We start from the raw sequence: 16,279 nt of genomic DNA on the forward strand, positions 1-16,279 counted from the left end.
CGGCCCGATGCAGCGCGGTCACCTGGCGATCAGGGCCGCGAGCCGGCGGCGGCCGGAGCCGTCCGGCGGGAGGGCGGCGATGCCGAGGGCGTCGCCGGCGTCGTCGAGGGCGGACGCGTCGGCGCGGAACGCGGGTTCGACGGGGGAGCCGTCCGCGGGCAGGAAGGAGAACGGCGCGGCGTAGAAGAGCATCTCGAGGCGGCCCCGCGCGCCGCGCGCCAGCGCCGCGATCTCGCGCCGCCCCCCGAGCCCCTCCAGCACGGCGAACCCCTCGACGCGCGCGCAATCGGGCGCCGTCCACGAACGCAGGAAGGACAGGACGAACCCGCCGCCGGGGCGCCGGGCGGGCAGGAGATGGGCGACGGAGATCAGCTGGTCGCCGGTGCGTTGCTTCTCGAAGACCGCGAAGGCGTCATCGAACCCCTCCCCGGCCGGGCCCAGCGGGGCGAACGCGACGACCTCATCGGCCCCGTCGAGCGGAAAGAGGCGCATCGTGATGCCGTCCGCGTCCCCGGATTCCGGGGGTATCGCGCCGAGCGCGAGCGCCGCGCCCTGTTCAGTCGAGACGATCGCGGCGAGGCGCGGCCCCTCGCCCGGCCGCGCGGGCGGGAGGGCCGACACCGCCCGCACCCTGCCCGGGTTGAGGCCGCCGGCGTGGATCGGGATTTCGCGCGCGCCTGTTCCGTCGGCGGCGGGGAGGCGGAGGGCGAAGACGCCGCCGGCCGCGAAGACGACGCCGGGGAGGGCCCCGGGGAACGGGCAGGGGGCCGCGAAGATCTCCCCGGCGCGGAGCGGGGGACTTCCGCCGAGGGGGCGGAGCGCCCCGCCGCGGAGGTCGAGGGAGAAGGTCTGGATGGAGAGGGCGGCCTGCGGAAGGATCCGCGGATAGGCGGCGCGGAGCCCCTCGAGTTCGTCGTCGGAGAGGAACGTCTTGTCGCGCTCGTCGAGGCCGATGTACTCGTACATCGTTCGCCCGGGGGTCGAAACGTCGTCGAGGCCGAGGAAGTGCCCGATCTCGTGCGTCGCCGCGTTTCGGATGTCGAGCGTCCCCGGCGTGCCGTCCGCGGACCAGCGGTAGTCGCGGGCGTTCAGGAGGATCTCGGCTTTGACGATGGCGCCATCCTCGCGGCGGTAGTGGAGACGCGTCTTGGCGATGGTGAGGCGGTCATACGGCCAGTCATCCCGCAGCCAGATCACCATGCCCGCGGCGGCGGCATCGGCATCAGGCGCGATGCCGGCGAAGCGAAACCGCACGTCCGCCGTGCCGACGCCTTCCCAGGCCGCAAAGGCGTCCTGGATCGCCCCGACCGCGCCTTCGTCGGGGATCTCGTTGCCGCCGGGGCACACGATGGCGTAGGGGATCGGATCAGGCGAACGCTCCCAGCGCAGCGGGGTTCCGTCGGGCGCCCGGCGGAACTCGTAGCCGGGCGACGGCGCGGCGGCGCACACGGCCGCCGCCGCCCATGCGGCAACGATGCCGCCCCGCCCTGTCGCCTTCCAGCCCATTTGGGGTCAGGTCCTTATTTATTATTTTAGCACGTTGAATCCTGGATGAAAATTCGATCGCAGATACGTGGTACACTAATAAATAAGGGCCTGACCCCGCCGGGGGGCGGATCAGTCGACGATGCCGCGGGCCCGGAGTTCGGCGGTGGCCTTGTCCACGAGGTCGATCGCGACGGCCTGTTCGCTCCAGCGGATCAGCTCCTCCATCCCCTCGCGGAACGAGACCCTCGCCCTGAAGCCGAGCGTTTCTTGTATCTTCGCCGTGTCGGCGATGCAGTGGCGGACATCGCCCTTCCTGAACTTCTTCGTGATCTGCGGCGTGATCTTCTTCCCGCAGATCTCGGCGATCGTCTCGGCGATCTCCAGGATCGTGGTGACCTTTCCCGAGGCGACGTTGAACATCCGGTAGTCGGCCTTCGGGTTCTCCAGGGCGAGCATGTTGGCGCGGACGATGTCGTGCACCGAGATGAAATCCCTCGACTGGAGCCCGTCCTCGAAGACGATTGGGGGCTTGTCGTTCTTGATGCGGCTCATGAAGATCGCCGCGACCCCGGTGTACGGGTTCGAGAGGGACTGGCGCGGGCCGTAGACGTTGAAGTAGCGCAACGCGACGGTCGGGATGTCGTAGGTGCGCCCGATGTTGAGGCACATATCCTCCTGCACCATCTTGGTGATGGCGTAGATCGAGTTGACCAGCCGCTCGTCGGTCTCCCGGATCGGCACCGGCGTGAGCGCCCCGCCGCAGCCGGGGCAGCGGCACTCCCACTCCTCCCGCCGGAACTGCTCCTCGGTCCTGAGCGGCGGCCGGACCCTCCCGCATCGTGCGCAGGAGTAGACCCCCTCCCCGTAGCTGCTCATCGAGGCGGCGACGATGAGCTTCTTCACCCGGTGCGGCCGGTTGGCGAGGATGTCGAGGAGGTTCCCCGTGCCGCTGAGGTTCACGTCGACGTAGTATTTGATCGCGTACTGCGACTGGCCGACCCCCACGGCGGCGGCGTGGTGCGAGACGGCGTCCATCCCCTCGACGGCCTTGTGCAGGGCGTCGTAGTCGCGGACGTCGCCTTTGACGAACTCGGCCTTCGGGTTCAGGTGCGCGGGCGGCTTCCCCCCCGGGTGCACCTGCGGGTCGAGGTTGTCGAAGATCCGCACCGTGTGCCCGTCGGCGATCATCCGATCCGTCAAGAAGCTCCCGATAAACCCGGCGCCGCCGGTGACAAGTATTCTCATCTCTCCTTCTCCGTTGTCCGTGGGTTCAGGTCCTTATTTAGTATATTAACCGCGTATCCGGCCTGGTCTTTGACCGGTTTCACGCCTGTTAAAATAAGAAATAAGGACCTGACCCCACATGCGATGCTCACGGTTTGCCGCCCAGCTCCATCTTCCGCACCCGGTAGAGCGCGTCCTCGATCAGCCGGCGGTTCGAGGAGATGATGTCGGCGACGAGGCCGATGAGCAGGACCTGGAACCCGACGATGGTGAAGATGGCGGCGAAGATCAGCGACTGGAGGTGCCCCTGGCCGCTCCCGGTGAGGTAGAAGAAGAGGAAGCGAAGGGCGAGGAGCGCCCCGGCCCCGAGGCCGATGGTGCCGATGAAGATGAAGACCTTGAACGCCTCGTACATCGTGTAGATGCGCACCATCGTGCTCAGCGAGCGCTTCACGTACTCCCCCATCGACGAGAAGAGCCGCGACTCGCGCGCCTCCCGGTTCGTCCGCACCGGCACGTGGGCGATGGCAAGGTTCTTCTTTCCCCCCTGGATGATCGACTCGAGGGTGTAGGTGAACTGCGAGACGATGTTGATCCTGAGCGCCGCCTCGCGGTTGTAGGCGCGGAAGCCGCTCGTGCAGTCGGGGATCTCGGTGCCGGAGATCCGCCGGACCGCCCAGCTTCCCCAGCGCTGGAGGAACCGCTTCAGCGGGGAGAAGCGGGGGAACTCGTCGATCCGCCGGTCGCCGACCACCATGTCGGCCTCCCCGTCCAGGATCGGCTTGATGAGGGCCGGGATGTCAGCGCCGCAGTACTGGTTGTCCGCGTCCGTGTTGACGATGATGTCCGCGCCGGCCTTGAGCGCGGCGTCGAGGCCCGCCATGAACGCCTGGGCGAGCCCCTTGTGCCCCCGGAAACGGACCAGGTGCCGCACGCCCGCCTCGCGGGCGACCTCCGCGGTCCGGTCGGTGGAGCCGTCGTCGACGATGAGGATCTCGACCTCGTCGACGCCGGGAACGCCGCGGGGGATATCGCGAATCGTCGAGGCGAGGAACGGCTCCTCGTTGTAGCACGGGATCTGCACGACAAGTTTCATCGGAAAGATACTACCCGTTTTCGTGTGAATGTTCAACGCCGGGGATGAAGAGGAGGGAGGCCATCCCCGGCAGCGTGAGCAGGCAGACGAGGACGAAGAAGGCGGGGTAGCCGAGCCGCTCCTGCAGGAAGCCGCTCGCCGCGCCCGGGAGCATCATCCCGAGCGCCATCAGGCCGGTGGAGATGGCGTAGTGCGCGGTCTTGAACGGCTCGCGCGCGGCGTACATCAGGAAGACGGTGAAACCGGTGAAGCCGAGGCCGTAGCCGAACTGCTCCAGCGCCACGAGCCCGAAGACCCGGGGGAGGGACGGCCTCGCCGCGGCGAGGTAAACGTAGCCGAGGTCGGGGAGATTGAGGGCGAGCGCCATCGGCCAGATGCAGCGCCGGAAGCTGAATCGGGCGATCAGCAGGCCCCCCAGCACGCCCCCGGCGAGGAGGCTGCAGGTCCCCGCCGTTCCGTAGATGAGGCCGTACTGTTCCGTGGAAAGACCGAGGCCGCCGCGCGCGGGCGCGTCGAGGAGGAACGGTCCCGTCATCTTGACGAGCATCGCCTCCCCGAGCCGGTACAGGAGGATGAAGGCGAGCACCGCCGCGACGCGCGGCTGGGCGAGGTACGAGCGGAAGACGGCGATGAACGCCCCGGCGTCGCCGGGCGCCCCGCGTCTGTCCGCCGCGGGGCGGGGGAGGTACCAGGCGTGGAAGACGGCGAGGGCGACGAACAGGGCGCCCGCCGCGGCGAGGGCGGCGATCCATCCGAGGGACACGGTCCCCGTCATCCGCTCGATGCGCCCGGCGAACACGACGAGGCCGCCCGAGGCGAAGAGCATCGCGATCCGGTAGGCGGTGCTGCGGACCCCCGCGAAGAACGCCTGTTCCCTCCGGGCGAGGCCGAGCATGTAGAACCCATCCACGGCGATGTCGTGCGTGGCGGAGGCGAAGGCGATCAGGGCGAAGACGGCGATGGAGAGGGCGAAGAAGAACGGCGACCGCAGGGCGAGCGCCGCGCCGCAGAAGCCGGCGGCGAGGAGGAGCTGCGTGCCGACGATCCACCTCCGCTTGGTGAGGCGCGTGTCCACGAGCGGCGCCCAGAGCATCTTGACGACCCACGGGAGGTAGAGGAGGCTGGTCGCCAAGGCGTTGAGGCGGTTCGGGATCCCCATCGTCTTGTAGAGGGCGATCGAGACGGTATTGACGACGACATACGGGACCCCCTCGGCGAAGTACGCCGTCGGGACCCAGACCCAGGGCGAACGCCGCGGGGCGGATGGAACGGGATCCATGGCGCGGACACTATAGCATAGTCGCCCCCCTTCCCCGTTCGTTCTTGAAACAGGTGGGGGCAGGCCGTATACTTGCGCCGCGCGGCGGGGGTCCGCCCGGGGGAGGCGGGGAGATGGGCGACGGCGGCGTGTCGGTGATCATTCCCGTGAAGAACGCGGCCCGTTACCTGGACGCGCAGCTCGGCCGCGTCTTCTCCCAGGAGGGTGCGCCGGTCCCCGAGGTGCTCCTGATCGACTCGGGTTCCGCCGACGACACCCTCTCCGTGGCCGCGCGATACCCGGTCAGGGTCGTCTCGATACGGCCGGAGGAGTTCAACCACGGCGAGACCAGGAACCTCGGCGCCCGGGAGTCGCGCGGAAGGTTCCTCGTCTACCTGACGCAGGACGCCCTGCCGGCCGACGCCGCGTGGCTCGCCGGCCTGCTCTCGCCGCTGCGCAAAGACCCGGCGGTCGCGGGCTCGTTCAGCCGGCACGTCCCGCACCCCGGCTGTTCGCTCCCGCTCAGGCGCCAGCTCGAGGAGGGGTGGCCCCAGGGGGGCGGGCTCGAGCGGATCGTCAAACGCGTCGGTTCCCCGGAGGAGCTCGAGCGCCGGAAGCCGCACTACGTCTACTTCGCCAACACGAGCTCCTGCCTGCGGCGGGAGGTCTGGGAGCGGTTCCCGTTCCGGCACGTCGAGTTCGGGGAGGACGTCGACTGGGCGGAGCGGGTGCTCCTGGCCGGCTACGCGCTCGTCTACGAGCCGTCCTCGGCCGTGATCCACAGCCACGACTACCCGCTCCGCGAGCAGCTCCGGCAGCATTACGACTACGGGCGTTTCGTCCGGCAGGCGCGCCTCGCCCCGAGGATCGCGGCGGGGCAATCGCTCAAGACCGCCCTCGTGGCGGTGAGGGACGATCTCCGCTACGCCCGGCGGAAGAGGCTGCCGGCGCCCCGGCTCCTCTACAGCGTTCCGTACCACGCCGCCTGCGTGCTCGGGCGCTGGCTCGGGGAGCACTCGGATTCGCTCCCCGCCCGCCTGCGCGGGGCGCTGTCGCGCCAGCGTACGCTGCAGCGGCGGTAGCCGCCGCGGGGGGGACGGGAGGCCGGCGGAACGGGGGCCCGCCAACGCGATGAAGATACTGTTCGTGGTCAACGGCTACCCGCCGACCGCCGTGGCGGGGACCGAGCTGTGCGCCCGGCGGCTCTGCGCCGCCCTGAAGGAGCGCGGGCACGGCGTCTCGGTCCTCGCGCGCGAGGAGCGCCCGGGCTGGCCGGAGTACACGGTGCTGCGGGGCGCGCTCGACGGGATCCCGGTGGTCCGCGTCGTCAACAACTTCACGCGGCTCGAGAAGCGCGGCTGCTTCGAGCACCACCCGCGCGTCGAGGAGCTTTTCGCGCAGATGATGGACGCGGAGCGGCCCGACCTCGTGCACGTCCAGCACCTCGCGGGGACCTCCTGGGGGATCCCCGGCATCGTGCGAAGCCGCGGGGTCCCGCTTGTGATCTCCCTGCACGACTACTGGTACGCCTGCGTGCGGGTGCAGCTCCTCCGGCCCGACGGGAGGCGCTGCCCCGGACCCGACGGAGGGAGGAACTGCGCCCGCCACTGCGCGCGCGGCGCGCTCGCCGCCCTCGGCGCGGCGGCGCTGGAGCGGTCCCGGCAGCTCTCCGGGTACACGGGGCGCATCCCAGGGGAGCGGGCGTGCCTCGCCGCGCTCGCCTTCCTCCAGCCGATCCTCTTCCGCGGGAGGTCGCGCCGTCTCCACCTGCGTCTCGAAGAGCGGTGCCACAGGCTGCTCGGCGCGCTCGCGGATGCGGACGCGCTCGTCGCCCCCTCGCCGCGCGCCCGCGAGATCTACGCCTCCATCGGGATCCCCGCGGAGAAGATCACCGTCATCCCCCACGGCGCGCCCCCCGCCCCGCGTCCCCCCGCGGGCGGCGGCCTGCCGCCGTACGACGGTTCGCGCCCCCTCGTCATCGGCTACGCGGGCACGATCATGCCGCACAAGGGCGTCGTCGACCTGCTCGCCGCGGTGCGCCGGCACCCGCCGTCGAAGGTCCGCCTCGTCCTGCACGGGAGGGCGTACCCCGCCCGCTTCGAACGCTACTTCAGGAAGGCCGCCGGGCGCCTCCCGAAGGGGCAGGCGGCCGTTTTCGGAATGTACGGGCCGGAACAGCTGCCCGGCATCCTCGCGGGCGTGGACATCCTCGCGATCCCCGCCCTCTGGCACGAGACGTTCAACCTCGTCCTCTGGGAGGCGTGGGCCGCCGGCGTTCCGGTGCTCGCCTCCCGCGTCGGCGCGCTCCTCGACAGCGTGCGGGACGGCGTCGACGGGCTCACCTTCCCGCCGGGAGACCGCCGGGCGCTCGCGGAGAAGATCGGGGAGCTGTGCGGGCGGCCGGCCCTCCTCCGCGAACTCAGGAACAACCTGCCCCGTTTCCCGATCGGCATCGGGGAAAACGCGCGCCGGTACGAGGAGCTGTACGCGCGCCTCCTCGCCAAAGAGGCGGCGAAGGGCCCGGACGGGGGTGGGCGATGACCGCGCCGGGCGGCGTCGCGGCGGTGGTGCTCAACTACCGCCGCCCCGACGAGACGATCGACTGCGTGCGCTCGCTTCTCCTGTCGGAGGGGGGCGCCCCGGAGATCATCGTCGTCGACAACAACTCCGGCGACGGTTCCGCGGAACGGATCCGGCGCGCGTTTCCCGCCCTGCGCCTGCTCCAAACCCCCCGCAACCTCGGCTACGCGGGCGGCAACAACGCCGGGATCCGGGCCGCGCTCGACGGCGGGGCGGCGTTCGTCTTCGTCCTCAACAACGACTGCACGGTCGACCCCGGCGCGGTCGAGGCGCTCGTCGGGGAGGCGCGCCGTTCAGGGGCGGGGATTACGAGCCCCAAGGTGCACGACGCGCGCCGCCCCGGGGTCATCCAGTACGCGGGGTACCGGAACCTCCACCTCCTCGCTCAGGGGATCCCGGTCGGGGAGGGGAGGAGGGACCGGGGGCAGTACGACCGCGCGCGCGACCTGAACGCGGCGCCCGGCTGCGCGATCCTCTTCTCCCGGCGCCTCCTCGAGGAGGTCGGGCTCTTCGACGAGAGGTTCTTCTGCTACTCGGAGGAGCTCGACCTGTGCCGCCGCGCGCGCGAGGCGGGCTTCAGGATACGCTACGCCCCGCGGGCGCTGGTGCGGCACCGCGGCGCGGCGACGCTCGACGCCCGAAGCCCCGACTACGTCTACTACCTCACCCGGGGGCGGCTCATCTACGCCCGGAAGCATCTGAACTGGGCGGCGTTCGCCCTCCTCTTCCTCCCCTGGTTCGCCGCCGTGAAGCTCGTCAAGCCCGCCGCCTGCTTCGCCCTCCGCGGACGGTGGGACTGCATCGGGGCGCTTCGGCGCGCCGTCTCGTGGAACCTACAACACAGGATTGCACGGGGGCCGCGGGAGGGGGCGGCGTGCGCCTTGGATGGAGGCGAAGCGGCGCGGACCTCCCCGTCCGCGCATCCGGGCGGACCCGCAACGGGGCCGGTGCCATGAAGCTGCTCGTTCTCACCAAGCGCTACACCTCGGCGAAGGATATCGCCCGCGAGAATGTCGGGCGGCCGTACTGTCTCTTCGCCGCCCTCCGCGCGCACGGCCACGAGGTGCGCTTCCTTCTCGGCGACTACACCGAGAAGGCGTCGTTCGACATCCACAAGGACGGCATCCCGCTCAGGGTTCGGCCGCTCTCGCCGCGTCGCTTCTTCTCCTTCCGCCGGGAGGTGTCGCGGGAGCTGGAGGAGCGCGGCGCCGACCTTCTCGTCGCCGAGGGCGACCCGCTCTTCGCCCTGCTCGCGGACCGGCCCTGCCGGACCGCGGGCGTCCCGCTCGTCTACGACCTGATGGACAACTACGAAACCTACGCCATCCACCGGATCCCCGGCTTCCGGCTGCTCGACCGGCGGCTTCTGCGGAGGGCCGATTTCGTCATCTGCGTGACCGACGCGCTCCGGAGGCGGATCGCCCCGGTGCGGCGGGAACGGGTGGGCGTCGTGGGGAACGGGGTGGACATCGAGAGGTTCAAGCCGATGGACCGGCGGGCGTGCCGGGAGAGATTCGGCCTCCCGCCGTCCGCTCCCGTGGTCGGCTACTTCGGGTTCCTCTCCGGCTACAAGGGGATCGACCTCCTCCTCGAGGCGCACCGGATCCTCCGCCGCGCGGGGTTCCCGGCCATTGTGCTCCTCGCGGGGCACCGGCGCGGCGGGACCCCCGTCGAGGGGGAGGGGGTGCACGACCTCGGCCTCGTCGCGCACGACCTGATCCCCGCCTGCATCAACGCCTGCGACGCCGTCGCCGTGCCGAACCCGTCCAACGACTACACCGACTGCTGCTTCCCGCTCAAGGCGCTCGAGGCGGCCGCCTGCGGGGTCCCGGTCGCCGCGACCGCCCTCGAACCGGTGCGGGATCTGTTCGGCCCGGCGTACCCGTGGCTGGCGCGCCCCGGCGACGCCGGGGATCTGGCGGTGAAGCTTCGCGAGGCGTGCGGCGGGCGCGGCGAAGGCCTCCGCGCGCTCGCCGAATCGCACACCTGGGAGCGCCTCGCGGGCGATCTCGCGGCGGCGCTCGCAAAGCTTCCGGGCACGAGGGGGTGAGCCGCCGACGCCGTCCGGCCTCGCCTCCGCGTACGGTAGCAGGGCATCGCGGCGGATCCTCGCCGCGGTGAGATGGGGCACGGAGAGAAGAAAGCGATGAAGGCGAAAACCGGGAAGAAGGCCGCGGTGGCCGCGAAGAAGGGGACGCGGTTCTCGTGCGGCGTGTGCGGCATCGGCGTGGTCGTCGACGAGGTGTGCGGCTGCGTGGACACGTGTGATATCGTCTGCTGCGGCTCCCCGATGGCCACGAAAAAGAAATGACGCGCCGTACGGCGGCATTCGCGCTGCTCGCCCTCGTCGCGCTGCTCTGCGCGTACGGCGGTCTGTACGCGCCGGGGCCCACGCTCGACGAGTGCCTCGCGGATCCCGGCGCGTTCGACGGGGCGGTCGTGTACGCGCCCCGGGAGTCGGTCATCGGCCGGGTCACGGACGACGGCTTCACGCTCAGGTGGCGCGGCAGGGAGGTGCCGGTCAGGGGGATCGCACGGAACGCGCGGCCGGGGACCTACGTGGGCGTGCGGGGGAAATTCCGCCGCGGCGGCTGGATCGAGGCGGAGGCGGTGCATGTCGGCCGCTGGCGGCGGATGAAGATGGCGGTCTCGATCGTCGCGGCGGCGGCGGTCGGCGTGTTGCTCGTACGAAGATTCAGGTGGGACGGGGAACAGCGCGGCTTCGCGCCGAGATGACCCTTCGGAGGATTCGGAGGGGCGGCAATGCCATGATCTCCGTGCGGGCCGGCCGCGGATCGGGAAGCGGCCCCGCCCGTGTGAATTGACGCGCCTGTCCTCCCCCGGCGGGATGGATGCGCGCACTTTTCAATCGCCTAGACAAGAGGATGCACAGGGGGGGCGTTTTTTTTGTGTTCATTGTCAACCCGGGGATGGATAATGGTTGACAAATGCCTTCCACGGACGGAACCGTCTCACACGCGCTCGCGGCGATACGCGCGGGGAGAAAGATCTCCCGCCTCGCGGCGCTCCGGCTCGCGAAGGCGCCCCTCGCCGACCTCATGCGGGGGGCGGACGCGCTCCGCCGGGAGCGGTTCGGGGACCGCGTCTCCCTCTGCGCGATCGTGAACGCGCGCGCGGGCCTCTGCGCGGAGGATTGCGCGTTCTGCGCGCAGTCGACGCGGCACGCGGCGCGCACGCCGGTGCATCCGATGCGGAGCGCGAAAACGCTCCTCGAGGCGGCGCGGAAGGCGCGCGGCATGGGCGCCTTTCGTTTCGGGATCGTCACCAGCGGCCGCGCGGCGGGCCGCGAAGACGCGGCGCGGGTTCGCGGGGCGGTCAGGGCGATACGGCACAACGGCCCGGTCAGCCCCTGCGCCTCCCTCGGCGCGCTCCGGGAGGAGGATGCGCGGGCGCTCCGGGCCGCGGGCCTCGCGCGCTACCACCACAATCTCGAGACGTCCGCGCGCTTCTTCCCCTCGATCTGCGCCACGCACCTATGGGAGGACCGCGTGCGGACGGTGCGGACGGCGAAACGGGCGGGGCTCGAGGTCTGCGCGGGCGGGATCTTCGGCCTCGGGGAGACGTGGGAAGACCGGGTGGACCTCGCCCTCGCCCTGCGGGAACTCGGGGTCGAATCGGTCCCGGTCAATTTCCTGATGCCCGTCGAAGGCACGCCGCTCGAAAAGAGGCGTCCGCTCCGGCCGCCCGAAGCGCTGCGGATCATCGCCTTGTTCCGCTTCGTCCTCCCGCGCGCCGAGATCAGGGTCGCGGGGGGGAGGGAGCTCGCGCTCGGGCAGGCGCAGGAGAGGATCTTCGCGGCGGGGGCGAACGGGATGATGGTCGGGGACTACCTCACCACCAGGGGGCGGGGCATCGGCGACGACAGGCGGATGCTCGAACGCCTCGGACTGGAGGTCGAGCGGGCCGTCTAGGTAGGAGCTGCGGAGGGAGTAGGGGAAGAGTCATCTTTTAGCCGCGGAGTATCGCGGATCTTTGCGGATGCCTGTAGGGGCTTGTCAATCCGCAGCGAACAGATGACCTCTTCCTCCGCGCCCTCCTCGGCGGCGTCCATCATGAGAAAGAAGGTCGTGCTGGTGACGGGGGCGTCGCGCGGGCTCGGGGCGGCGACCGCCGCGGCGTTCGCCCGGGCGGGCTGGCGCGCGGCGGTGAACTACCGCGTTTCGCGCGAGGCGGCGGAACGCGTCGTCGCGGAGATCGCCGGGGCGGGGGGGGAGGCGTTCGCCTGGCGCGCCGACGTCGCGTCCGCGGGGGAGGTCGCGGCGATGACGGTGGAAATCGTCCGGCGCTGGGGGCGGCTGGACGCCCTCGTGGCCAACGCGGGGATCGCGCACGAGGCGCTCTGCGTATCGACGCGCGAGGCCGACTGGGACGCGGTGCTCGCCACGAACCTCAAAGGCGTTTTTCTCTGCGTGCGTGAGGCGGCGGCGGCGATGCTCCGGCGTGGATCCGGGCACCTGATCGCCGTCGGATCGCGGATCGGCCTCTCCGGCGGTAAGGGGGAGAGCGCGTACGCGGCCTCGAAGGCGGCGCTCGTCGGCTTCATCCTCAGCGCCGCGCGGGAGCTGGGCCCCTCCGGCATCCGCGCCAACGCCGTCGTCCCCGGGTTCATGCCCACGGAGATGGGGAGGTCGGCCTCGGAGGAGGCGCAAGAGCGCGCCCGCGCCGAGAGCGTTTTCGGCCGGCACGCGGACCCGCACGAGGCGGCGCGGTTCATCGTCAACCTCGCCGAAACGGAGGGGGTCTCGGGACAACTCTTCACGCTCGACGGGAGGATCCACCGGTGGAGTTGAGCGGGATGGAGACAGAACTCTCCTTGGAACTCGAGGCGCTGCGCGCGGCGGGGCTCTACCGCGAGACGCGGCTCGTGGAGGGGGCGCAGGGGCCGCGCGTCGAGCTCGACGGGCGAGAGCTCCTCTGCCTCTGCTCGAACGACTACCTCGGCCTCGCGGCGCATCCGGCGGTGCGGGAGGCCGCCCGGGAGGCGATCGCCCGGTACGGCTGGGGGAGCGGCGCCTCGCGCCTCGTCTCGGGGACGATGCGGCTTCACCGCGAGCTCGAGGAGGCGCTCGCCTCGTTCAAGCGCGCGGAGGCGGCGCTCCTCTTCCCCTCGGGGTACGCCGCGAACGTCGGGACCATCGCGGCGCTCGCCGGTGCGGGCGACACCGTGATCCTCGACAAGCTCGACCACGCGAGCATCGTGGACGGCGCCCGCCTCTCGGGCGCCTCCGTCAGGGTCTACCCGCACGGCGGCGTCGCGAAGCTCGCCCGCCTCCTGGCCGCGGGGCGAAGCTCGCGCAGGACGATCGTGGCCACGGACAGCCTGTTCAGCATGGACGGGGACCTCGCCCCGCTTCGCGAGATAGCCGCCGCCGCGCGACGGTACGACGCCTGGCTGATGGTGGACGAGGCGCACGCCACCGGCGTCCTCGGCCCGGATGGGCGCGGCGGGGCGGAGCTTCAAGGCGTGGAGGAGGCGGTGGAGATCTCGATGGGGACGCTCAGCAAGGCGCTCGGGGGGATCGGGGGGTTCGTGGCGGGCTCGGCGGCGCTCGTGGATTTCCTGCGGCACCGGGCGCGGAGCTTCGTCTACACCACCGCCCCGCCGACGGCCGCGTGCGCCGCGGCGCTCGCGGCGTTGAGGATCGTGCGGGAGCAGCCCCACCTGCGGCGCGACGTCCTCGCCCGCGCGGGGCGCCTGCGGGAGGGGCTCGCCGCGCTCGGGTTCGACACGATGGGGAGCGCGTTCCAGATCGTGCCGGTGCGCGTCGGGGAGGCGGAGGCCGCGGCCCGAATCTCGCGGGAGCTTCTCCTGGGCGGCATCCTCGCCCCCGCCATTCGGCCACCGACCGTGCCGAAGGGGTCGAGCCGCATCCGGCTGAGCGTCACCGCCGCGCACACGGACGCGGACATCGACCGGGTGATCGAGGCGTTTCGCGTCATCGCGGGGGAAGGATCGGGGCGTGCGGGGGTCTGACGCGCTTCCCTCTCTCATCCCCGCGAGTGGGAGGGGGGAGTGGGGGAGACATCCCCCGGATCAGAAATCGGGGAAACGCGCCGTGCCGCAGGGGAGGGGAGCCGTGAAGAACCGATCGCGCGCCGCGGCGGGGGAGAAGGACCGCCGTTTCGTCTGGCACCCGTTCACGCAGATGCGGGACTGGGTGCGGGAGGAGCAGCCGGTGATACAAGCGGCGAGGGGCTGCTGGCTGGAGGACACGAACGGGCGGCGGTACCTCGACGGGGTCTCCTCGCTCTGGGTCAACATCCACGGGCACCGGAAACGGGAGATCGACCGTGCGATTGTGCGGCAGCTCGGGAAGGTCGCGCACTCGACCCTTCTGGGGCTGGGGGGCGCGCCGTCCGCGGAGCTCGCCGAGCGGCTGGTCCGGATCGCCCCTTCCGGCATCGAGAAGGTCTTCTTCTCCGACGACGGCTCGACGGCGGTCGAGGTCGCCCTGAAGCTCGCCTTCCAGTACTGGCAGAACCGCGGCGGGCGCTGGAGGGGGAAAAGAAAGTTCGTCCGTCTCCCCAACGCCTACCACGGCGACACGCTCGGGGCGGTGAGCGTCGGGGGGATCGGCCTCTTCCACAAGGTCTACGGCCCCCTCCTCTTCCGGACGGTGGAGGGGCCGTCGTTCTACTGCTACCGCTGCCCGCTCGGGAAGCGGCGCGCCTCGTGCGGGCGCGAGTGTCTCTCGGCCCTCGCCCGACTCCTCGAACGGCGCGGGAAGGAGATCGCGGCGCTCATCATCGAGCCGCTCGTGCAGGCCGCGGGAGGGATGATCGTCGCGCCGGACGGGCACCTCGCCGCGATCGCGGAGCTCTGCCGCGCGCACGACGTCCTGCTCATCGCCGACGAGGTCGCGACCGGGTTCGGGCGCACGGGGACGATCTTCGCCTGCGAACGGGAGGGGGTGACGCCGGACCTCCTCGCCGTGGCGAAGGGGATCACGGGCGGCTACCTGCCGCTCGCCGCCACGCTCGCGACGCGGCGGATCCACGACGGCTTCCTCGCGCCGTTCCGCCTGAAGAAGACCTTCTTTCACGGCCACTCGTACACCGGGAACGCCCTCGCCTGCGCCGCCGCCCTGGCCAACCTCGATCTGTTCGAGAAGGAGCGCGTGCTGGAGCGTGTGCAGCCCAAGATCGCTTTGCTCGCGCGCTTGCTCCGGCGGATCGCCCTCCTCCCGCACGTCGGCGATGTACGGCAGTGCGGCTTCATGGCGGGGATCGAACTCGTGCGCTCCCGGCGCACGAAACGGGAGTACGCCTACGCCGCGCGCGTCGGCCACCGCGTCTGCATGCGGGCGCGCGACCACGGGGTCATGATCCGCCCGCTCGGGGACGTCATCGTGATACTCCCCCCGCTCTCCATCTCGCGCCGCGAGCTCGAATTCCTGTGCGGAGTGGTCGAGCGCTGCATCCGCGAGGAGACGGAGTGAGATGGGTGCTTCCCGGACGCCGCACCGCCGAGTTATCCACAGAAAACGGCACGTATCCACACCCCCAGGGCACACTTAAGTGTGCCCTGGGGAGATTGACGGGGAGGATTGATTAGTGGTAAGGGTTCTTATAACCGGTACGGACACAGGCGTGGGGAAAACGGTCGTCACCGCCCTTTTAGCCGCGTGCCTTCGGCGGCGCGGGGTGAACGCCGGAGTGATGAAGCCCGTGTCGAGCGGCTGCGTGCAGACCGATCGCGGCCTCGTGTCGCCCGATGCGATGCTGTTCGAACGCGCGCTCGGCCCGCTCGATCCGCCGGAGCTCGTCAACCCGGTCCGCTACCGGGCGCCGCTCGCGCCGTCCGTCGCCGCGCGAAAGGAGGGGAGGGCGCTGGACCTTCCGGCGCTCGACGCGGCGTTCGAGGAGATGTCGCGGCGGTATGACGTCCTCCTCGTCGAGGGCGTCGGCGGCCTCCTCGTGCCGCTCGAGGGGCGGTTCACCGTCGCCGACCTTGCCCTCCGCTGGAAACTCCCGCTCCTCGTCGTCGCCCGCCCCGGCCTCGGCACGATCAACCACACCGCCCTCACCGTTCTCCACGCGCGCGCACGCGACATCCCGGTGGCGGGATTCGTCTTCAACTCCTGCCGGTGCGATGCCCCTCCCCCCCGACAGGGCGTACGGGACGCGCGCGAACGGTCCGTGGAGCAAGCCGCGGAGGGAGAGGGCCTGTCCGCGGATAACGCCGCCTGCATCGGAGAGCTCTGCGAGGCGCCGTTCCTCGGCTCGATCCCCCGGGGCGGAGCAGATCCCGTCGCGCCGGATTCATGGGACCGCCTCCTCGCCGCCGTCGCCCCGATCGCGGATGCGTTGATCTCGCGAATCTGACGGCGTCGCCTCCAGCTTCTTTAAGAGTCCAATCTGGCATCCCCTATATACGAATGAAGCTGCTTAAAATGATGCTGCTTAAAATGATGCTTGACATCGACATTATACGGTTCATTATCTGTTCAAGGCAGTCGGCTCTATTGCATGAAGCAATCGGGAGGAGCGGTTATTGTGACTTCAGAACCCCGGTTGATCGGCATTCCTGCGGTAGAATCCTTGATCCTTTCCATTCGCGGTCGCAAAGTTATTGTCGATTCCGACTTGGCCGCGCTCTACGGCGTGACAAC

At 70.7% G+C, this 16,279-nt stretch carries 15 protein-coding genes; 11 read left to right on the forward strand and 4 right to left on the reverse strand.

What is annotated here, in order from left to right; genetic code table 11:
• Positions 1–18: 18 nt before the first annotated feature.
• From GXY35_07195 to GXY35_07210, 4 genes are all read right to left on the reverse strand, one after another.
• Positions 19–1,506, reverse strand: coding sequence for a matrixin family metalloprotease (locus GXY35_07195; GenBank protein ID NLW94358.1), 1,488 nt, complete (start codon positions 1,504–1,506; stop codon positions 19–21).
• 111 nt (positions 1,507–1,617) lie between these two features.
• On the reverse strand, positions 1,618–2,733 hold the full coding sequence (locus tag GXY35_07200) for an NAD-dependent epimerase/dehydratase family protein (protein ID NLW94359.1): 1,116 nt from the start codon (positions 2,731–2,733) through the stop codon (positions 1,618–1,620).
• A 127-nt stretch (positions 2,734–2,860) separates the two neighbouring features.
• Positions 2,861–3,808, reverse strand: a complete 948-nt coding sequence (locus tag GXY35_07205) for a glycosyltransferase family 2 protein (protein NLW94360.1) — start codon at positions 3,806–3,808, stop codon at positions 2,861–2,863.
• 10 nt (positions 3,809–3,818) lie between these two features.
• Positions 3,819–5,087 (reverse strand): AmpG family muropeptide MFS transporter, encoded by a 1,269-nt coding sequence (locus tag GXY35_07210; GenBank protein NLW94361.1) that lies wholly within the window; start codon positions 5,085–5,087, stop codon positions 3,819–3,821.
• Positions 5,088–5,200: 113 nt separating this feature from the next.
• On the opposite strand from GXY35_07210, the gene GXY35_07215 reads away from it, so the two are divergent.
• The 11 genes from GXY35_07215 to bioD all read left to right on the forward strand — a co-directional run bounded on the left by GXY35_07215 (position 5,201) and on the right by bioD (position 15,992).
• The gene (locus tag GXY35_07215; GenBank protein ID NLW94362.1) at positions 5,201–6,148 is read left to right on the forward strand and encodes a glycosyltransferase; all 948 of its coding nucleotides are present in this window, start codon (positions 5,201–5,203) and stop codon (positions 6,146–6,148) included.
• Positions 6,149–6,197: 49 nt separating this feature from the next.
• The gene (locus GXY35_07220) at positions 6,198–7,607 is read left to right on the forward strand and encodes a glycosyltransferase family 4 protein (GenBank protein ID NLW94363.1); all 1,410 of its coding nucleotides are present in this window, start codon (positions 6,198–6,200) and stop codon (positions 7,605–7,607) included.
• Positions 7,604–8,602, forward strand: coding sequence for a glycosyltransferase family 2 protein (locus GXY35_07225; GenBank protein NLW94364.1), 999 nt, complete (start codon positions 7,604–7,606; stop codon positions 8,600–8,602). The genes GXY35_07220 and GXY35_07225 overlap by 4 nt, the downstream gene beginning before the upstream one ends.
• Positions 8,599–9,696 (forward strand): glycosyltransferase family 4 protein, encoded by a 1,098-nt coding sequence (locus tag GXY35_07230; GenBank protein ID NLW94365.1) that lies wholly within the window; start codon positions 8,599–8,601, stop codon positions 9,694–9,696. Before GXY35_07225 ends, GXY35_07230 begins: the two co-directional genes overlap by 4 nt.
• 96 nt (positions 9,697–9,792) lie before the next feature.
• Positions 9,793–9,957 (forward strand): hypothetical protein, encoded by a 165-nt coding sequence (locus GXY35_07235; GenBank protein ID NLW94366.1) that lies wholly within the window; start codon positions 9,793–9,795, stop codon positions 9,955–9,957.
• Positions 9,954–10,382 carry a hypothetical protein gene (locus tag GXY35_07240; protein ID NLW94367.1) on the forward strand — a complete coding sequence of 143 codons (429 nt, stop codon included), beginning with the start codon at positions 9,954–9,956 and terminating at the stop codon, positions 10,380–10,382. The genes GXY35_07235 and GXY35_07240 overlap by 4 nt, the downstream gene beginning before the upstream one ends.
• Positions 10,383–10,594: 212 nt before the next feature.
• Positions 10,595–11,578: a biotin synthase BioB gene (gene bioB / locus GXY35_07245; GenBank protein NLW94368.1), complete on the forward strand. Its 984-nt coding sequence runs from the start codon at positions 10,595–10,597 to the stop codon at positions 11,576–11,578.
• 141 nt (positions 11,579–11,719) lie between these two features.
• Positions 11,720–12,457: an SDR family NAD(P)-dependent oxidoreductase gene (locus GXY35_07250; protein ID NLW94369.1), complete on the forward strand. Its 738-nt coding sequence runs from the start codon at positions 11,720–11,722 to the stop codon at positions 12,455–12,457.
• 5 nt (positions 12,458–12,462) lie between these two features.
• Complete coding sequence (gene bioF / locus GXY35_07255; GenBank protein NLW94370.1) at positions 12,463–13,641, forward strand: 8-amino-7-oxononanoate synthase; 1,179 nt, start codon at positions 12,463–12,465, stop codon at positions 13,639–13,641.
• A gap of 172 nt (positions 13,642–13,813) precedes the next feature.
• Positions 13,814–15,106, forward strand: coding sequence for an adenosylmethionine--8-amino-7-oxononanoate transaminase (gene bioA, locus GXY35_07260; protein ID NLW94371.1), 1,293 nt, complete (start codon positions 13,814–13,816; stop codon positions 15,104–15,106).
• A 151-nt stretch (positions 15,107–15,257) separates the two neighbouring features.
• Positions 15,258–15,992, forward strand: coding sequence for a dethiobiotin synthase (gene bioD / locus GXY35_07265; GenBank protein ID NLW94372.1), 735 nt, complete (start codon positions 15,258–15,260; stop codon positions 15,990–15,992).
• Positions 15,993–16,279 lie beyond the last annotated feature (287 nt).

The organism is Chlamydiota bacterium (assembly GCA_012729785.1).
In the GTDB taxonomy this organism is placed as follows: Bacteria; Auribacterota; Tritonobacteria; order UBA1439; family UBA1439; genus UBA1439.

What these genes read in the sequence shown, in the direction of transcription:
- GXY35_07195 (NLW94358.1), bottom strand. Translation starts at nt 1,506, where the DNA reads ATGGGCTGGAAGGCGACAGGGCGGGGCGGCATCGTTGCCGCATGGGCG.
- GXY35_07200 (NLW94359.1), bottom strand. Translation starts at nt 2,733, where the DNA reads ATGAGAATACTTGTCACCGGCGGCGCCGGGTTTATCGGGAGCTTCTTG.
- GXY35_07205 (NLW94360.1), bottom strand. Translation starts at nt 3,808, where the DNA reads ATGAAACTTGTCGTGCAGATCCCGTGCTACAACGAGGAGCCGTTCCTC.
- GXY35_07210 (NLW94361.1), bottom strand. Translation starts at nt 5,087, where the DNA reads ATGGATCCCGTTCCATCCGCCCCGCGGCGTTCGCCCTGGGTCTGGGTC.
- GXY35_07215 (NLW94362.1), top strand. Translation starts at nt 5,201, where the DNA reads ATGGGCGACGGCGGCGTGTCGGTGATCATTCCCGTGAAGAACGCGGCC.
- GXY35_07220 (NLW94363.1), top strand. Translation starts at nt 6,198, where the DNA reads ATGAAGATACTGTTCGTGGTCAACGGCTACCCGCCGACCGCCGTGGCG.
- GXY35_07225 (NLW94364.1), top strand. Translation starts at nt 7,604, where the DNA reads ATGACCGCGCCGGGCGGCGTCGCGGCGGTGGTGCTCAACTACCGCCGC.
- GXY35_07230 (NLW94365.1), top strand. Translation starts at nt 8,599, where the DNA reads ATGAAGCTGCTCGTTCTCACCAAGCGCTACACCTCGGCGAAGGATATC.
- GXY35_07235 (NLW94366.1), top strand. Translation starts at nt 9,793, where the DNA reads ATGAAGGCGAAAACCGGGAAGAAGGCCGCGGTGGCCGCGAAGAAGGGG.
- GXY35_07240 (NLW94367.1), top strand. Translation starts at nt 9,954, where the DNA reads ATGACGCGCCGTACGGCGGCATTCGCGCTGCTCGCCCTCGTCGCGCTG.
- bioB (NLW94368.1), top strand. Translation starts at nt 10,595, where the DNA reads ATGCCTTCCACGGACGGAACCGTCTCACACGCGCTCGCGGCGATACGC.
- GXY35_07250 (NLW94369.1), top strand. Translation starts at nt 11,720, where the DNA reads ATGAGAAAGAAGGTCGTGCTGGTGACGGGGGCGTCGCGCGGGCTCGGG.
- bioF (NLW94370.1), top strand. Translation starts at nt 12,463, where the DNA reads ATGGAGACAGAACTCTCCTTGGAACTCGAGGCGCTGCGCGCGGCGGGG.
- bioA (NLW94371.1), top strand. Translation starts at nt 13,814, where the DNA reads ATGCGGGACTGGGTGCGGGAGGAGCAGCCGGTGATACAAGCGGCGAGG.